The organism is Streptomyces sp. LS1784 (assembly GCF_020103755.1).
Taxonomy (GTDB): Bacteria; Actinomycetota; Actinomycetes; order Streptomycetales; family Streptomycetaceae; genus Kitasatospora.
Window position 1 is genome coordinate 1 of the sequence record NZ_JAHSQD010001273.1, and the last position, 579, is coordinate 579.

A 579-nucleotide genomic window follows, 5' to 3' on the forward strand; every position below is an offset into this window, starting at 1 on the left:
GGAGGCCGCCGCCTGGCGGCGGATCCGGGCCGTGCACCGGGCGGCCGCCCGCACCCTGGCGCCCTCCACCCCCGCCGCCCAGGACCTGACCGCGCACGGGGTGCCGCGGGTGCAACTGTGGCCGCGCGGGGTGGACTCGGTGCGGTTCCACCCCCGGCACCGGGACGAGGCACTGCACCGGGCGCTGGCGCCGGGCGGGGAGGTGCTCGTCGGCTACGTCGGACGGCTGGCGCCGGAGAAGCGGGTCGATCTGCTGGCGGCCACCTCGGCGCTGCCCGGGGTGCGGGTCGTGGTCGTCGGCGACGGCCCCTCGGCACCCGGGCTGAAAGCCTCGATGCCGGGCGCGGTGTTCCTCGGCCGGCGCACCGGTGACGAACTGGCGCGCTGCTTCGCGACCCTCGACGTCTTCGTGCACACCGGCCCGCTGGAGACCTTCTGCCAGACCATCCAGGAGGCGATGGCCAGCGGCGTACCGGTGATCGGCCCGGCGGCCGGCGGCCCGCTGGACCTGGTCGCCCACCGCCGCACCGGCCTGCTGGTGCCGCCCCGGGACGGCACGGCGGTGGCCCGGGCAGTGGC

Annotated in this window: 1 protein-coding gene; it reads left to right on the top strand. The window is 78.2% G+C overall.

From position 1 onward, the window contains the following. The coding region (locus KS423_RS46935; protein WP_224285709.1) for a glycosyltransferase at positions 1-579 on the top strand (579 nt) is incomplete at both ends.